At 67.3% G+C, this 4655-nt stretch carries 1 protein-coding gene; it reads right to left on the reverse strand.

All coding sequences use genetic code 11. The features are described from left to right. Nucleotides 1–3487: diguanylate cyclase domain-containing protein (locus AC08ON_RS11245; RefSeq protein WP_476616925.1), on the reverse strand; the 3487-nt coding region annotated here is incomplete at its 3' end. Nucleotides 3488–4655: the final 1168 nt, after the last annotated feature.

Consider the following 4655-nt stretch of genomic DNA (forward strand, 5'->3'; position numbering starts at 1 on the left):
CGAGGACGCCGGCCAACCGAGTGGCGACCGTGCACAGCACATCGTCGCCCACCTGGTGACCGAACGTGTCGTTGATCGGTTTGAAGTCATCCAGATCGATGAGTAGAACCGCGAACGGAGTCTGCTCCCGAGCCAGTTGATCGAGGAATTCGGTAAGCGCCGCCCTGTTCGGCAGGCCGGTCAACGGGTCGTGGGTGGCACGTTTCCGTAGCTGCTCCTGCAACTGACGACGTTCGCTGATCTCGTGGCAGGTGAGCAGGACACCACCGTCGAAGCGGCCCGGCCCGGACGCGGGCCGCCAGGCGCCGGCCTCGATGTCGAACCAGCGATGGTCGCCGTTAACCGTCCGCATGCGGACGTCCAGAAGGGACCCCGGTCCACCACGCTGCCGGTCCGCGAGGAAGGCCCGCGTCGCAGCCTGGTCCTCGGGATGGACCAGGTCGATGAGCGGCAGCCCGATCATGGCCTTGACCGGGTAGCCGAGCAGGCTTTCGACCGCCGAACTGATGAAGGTCGGCCGGCCCGCACGGTCCAGGTTGACGATGATGTCGTGCGACTCGTGCAGCAGGGTCTGCAGCCGCGCCCGGTCGCGCCGGACCGCCTGCTCTCCCCGGAAGATCATTTTTGTCAGGCCTGAGAACGTGACGGTCACAATGCCGAGCAGCAGCAGATCGCCGACGGCATGGTTGTCTCGCGGGTCGCGCGGCAGCGGGCCGTCCTGTTGCAGTATGAGGTACCCCCACGTGGGATGGCCGGGGATCGCGGCGGCAACGGCGACGTGACCGCCGCCGTTGCGCACCGTCACCTGCTGGCTCTGGCCTGGCTTGATTGATCGCAGCTCCGTGCCGTCAATCATGGCGATCCCGACCGCGGACGGATCGTCGGACAGGGCGATGCGCCCGGCCTCGTCGACGATGACGATCCGGGTGTCCTCTCCGGTGCCGCTCGTCCCGGTACCCCCGCCGCCAAGAACGCGGACCATCTCGGCTCCCGGCATCCCGGCTCCCGGTCTACCCATGAACAGAAACGCGGCGCTGCGTCCGTCCCGCACGATCGGCACGATGCTGTACGCCCGAACCCGATCGCCCAGGTGGAAAACAGGGATGTTGATTCCGCTGGTGCGGGCGAGAGCCCAGATCCGGTCCCGTGGGGGGAACGGGATTGTTGCGCCGGTGGGTTGGACCGCCGTCGGCCTGCCGTCGAGATCGACCAGTGCCAGAACGGTGTCGGGGCCCGTGAGCGCCGACCGGGAGACCGACGCCAGCACCCGCTGGTCGACAGTGGGTTCGGTCAGCGACCAGGGAAGTCTGGAGATCGGGTCGATCAGGCGCACGGGTTGACCCAGGTCCGCGACATACTCGGCCAGACGGAGGACGAGGGAGTGGGTCTCGGCGATGTGCTGGGCCTCGTCTCGCCGCCGGTTGGCATTCTCGATCTCCAGGGTGACCGCCGTGGCGGCCAGGATGACGGTCCCCCGCACGAGCAGTGGGATGGCTCGCCCCAGCTGCTCGCGCACGGTTGTCCGCCAGCGTCGAGGAGACAGCGGATGCCCGGTCCGGCCCGCGGGTGACGATCCGGATGCGCCTGGGGATCCGGATGCGCCTGGGGATCCGGGCAAGGCTGGGAAGGACATCGAGCGCGGTCGGGTGACCGGGGACCGCGGCATGATCCGGTCGGTGGCGAGGAGCACAGACGCGGACGGTGCGGGCGCTTTGAGCGTGGCGGTTTCGGCCGGCGTGCATTGGACGGCGGTGGGCCTGGTCACCGCGGGCTCCACCGTGGTGGTCTCGGCCGCTAGGGGGTCCGCCATGGCATATCGTCCCGGACCAGCCTGCTTGGCCTTGTACATGGCCTCGTCGGCCGCGCGCAGCAGCCGCCCGGAATGGCTGGGCCGGCTGACGGCCAGCGCTACTCCGACGCTTGCGGCGACGCAGACCTCGTAGCCGTCGACGAGGATCGGTTCCCGTACCGCGCGGATGACCCGACCGGCCATGGTGCGAGCGGCGATTTCGTTCGTGCGCCGCAACAGGACCCCGAACTCGTCGCCGCCGAATCTCCCGGCGACATCGTCGGGGCCCAGCACTGTTCGGATCCGTCCACTGATGACCTGCAGCACCCGGTCGCCGGCCGCGTGGCCGAAGGTGTCGTTGACCGGCTTGAAGCTGTCGAGGTCGATGAACAGGACCGCGACGCCCCCAGTCGCGGCGAGGGCATCCTCGAGCTGCTCCTCGAAGGCGGTCCGGTTACACAGTCCGGTGAGTACGTCATGGCGCGCCTGATAGCCGAGCTGGTCCAACAACTGCTTCCGTTTACCGACCGCATGGCAGGTGATCAGCACTTCGCCGGATCCATCCCGGGTGGACAGGTGGCGGGTCGCGACGTCGAACCACCGGGGTGCGCCGTCCGCCGCCGTCATCCGAATGTTGAGCAGGGACCCGGCAGCGGGGTTCTCGATCAATCGTACGAGCCGGTGGGCGTCGTCCGGGTGCACCAGATCCGCGACCTTGCGCCCGAGCCAGGTCTCCTGGGAATGGTCGAGCAACGGGACGATCGCGGGGCTGATGAACGTGAGTCGTCCAGTGAGGTCGGTTGTCAGCACGATGTCATGGGCCGCCGCGAACAACGCGCACAGCCCGGCCCGGGAGCGCCGAGCCGCCGTCTCTCGCAGCAGGCCGACGAAGACGATGCTCAGGACCGACGTCAGCGCGAAGGCCAGCAACGTCAGATTCCGTTGGTTCCGTCGGGCCCGGAGGTCGGCGTTCAGCGAGTCCGTGGCCTGCCGGAAGTAGGTCAGGTACCCCGTCGTCGGCTGCACCGCCGTGATGTTCGTGATCCTCTTGCCGTTCTCGGTCGTCTCCCAGATCCGCGCACCACCACGCTGGGCGTGGGAGCGGGAGAGATCGGCGGTCGAGAGGACCTGCCGACCCAGCATGCCCGGCTCGGTGGATGCGATCGGTACCCCGTCCGGGCCGACCGTCGACATGCTGCCCCGGCCGACCCCGAGCAGGGCCGTGATCCCGTTGGTGAACTGGAGGTTGGACTCTTCGGTGGACACGGCGACCAGGACGGCCCAGGGCCGCGGACGGCCGACGGGAACCACCGTTGCTCTGACGCGGCCATCGTGGAGGGCGAAGACGGGGGACACCGCGGGAACCCCGGACCAGGCAGCGGACCAGGCCTGCCCCAGGTCGGCGGGGACTATGGAGTTCCCCCGTGGATAGGAGGCCGTGGTATGGCCCGCGGTGTCGAGCAGCACAACCACCCGGATGACATCGCCGGAGTGAGCGATCTGGAGCTGCGGGAGCAGGGCTTCGTTTCCCAGGGGGTCACCGGGCTGGAAGGGCGTCCGATCGGTCGCGGACTGCATCGCCGCCGGGTTATCGACGATCGCCGCCCACTGCGCGAGCCGCTTGACCAGCTGGGAACGTTCGTTGAGACGGTCGATCTTCTCCCGGCTCAGTAGATCGGAGCCCGTCCAGATTGCCATGGTACCGAGGACCGCAACCGTGAGTAGTCCGACGATCAGCGGGTGGATGAATCGCCGCCGGAGTCGCGATCCGGCCCGGGCCGCCGAGGTTCTGATTGCGGCCGTGACTCGCCCGGGCGCTTGCCGCCCACCGATTCGGCCACCTCTGATCATCTATATGCCCCGTCCGACAACCGTGCCCGGACTCGACGGATCTTACCGTGAGTGAAGACTTTCTGTTTTCCGTGCCGTCGAATCATCCCGGTAGTGGGTGAGCATACGAGTATCTGTGCCACGAGTTTCACCGGCCGCCGCCCGTGACAGAACTCCACCGCTTGTGCCGACACGGACCGGCGTATTGGGCTGGGTGACCCGGCGCGTTCGCGGGATGGAGGAGATTGCCGATCGAGAATGATTCGACTACTAGAGGTGTCGCTCTGAATACTTTAAGGCTTGGATGGTCGGCCGATGGGCGACATCAACTCGACTGCGGGTTACTACGTATAACGCTATGTATAGCACTGGGTGCTGTTGGCTGGAGCTGGGGAGCTGTGATGTTGGTACCGCCCGCGACCGGCCCCCCGCATGCTTCTCGTTCCCTTCGGCGTTATTCAATACTCTCCGTAACGCCCGGCCGGTCTAGCCCGATCGAGTATCGCGAAAGATGATCATCTGCTCACCGCGTGCGTTGCTCGAGTCGGCGGGGCTTCGTGGCAGCGGGACCGCCGGGTGAAACCGCCGGGTGAATAGGAGCGCGTGACCGTCCCTTCCTGCCTCGCCGGCTCCTCGTCGAGGCGTCGGCGAGGGCGCGGGGCGGCTTGGTTGAGCAGTGTGTCCGCTGCTTCCGATCCGTTCCGCCGGTGGCTGGCTTAACGGTAAACGGCATTCTAACCTGGACGGCGGTCCGGAGATTCACCGCGTCTTGGGTGGGCCGGAGCGTGCGGATTTCTTCGCCCGGACGCGGCCACCGGTCGATTACCCGGTTCTCGATCCGGCCTGGTGCCCGGACGTCAGGGCGCGACGACATCGTCCCGGCGTTGGATGCCGAATGTGTAAAAACTTTTGGGCGCAATAGCTGGACGCTGGCCGGGAACAGCCCACCTGTTCGGGGCCGGCGGCAGGGATCGTTTCTGGTCCGCCGTGGGCCTTCGCCGCGGGAGCGGATCTTCTTCGGCGCGGCCGTGATCCG

The sequence above is a fragment of the Frankia sp. CoWAU3 genome (genome assembly GCF_977971855.1).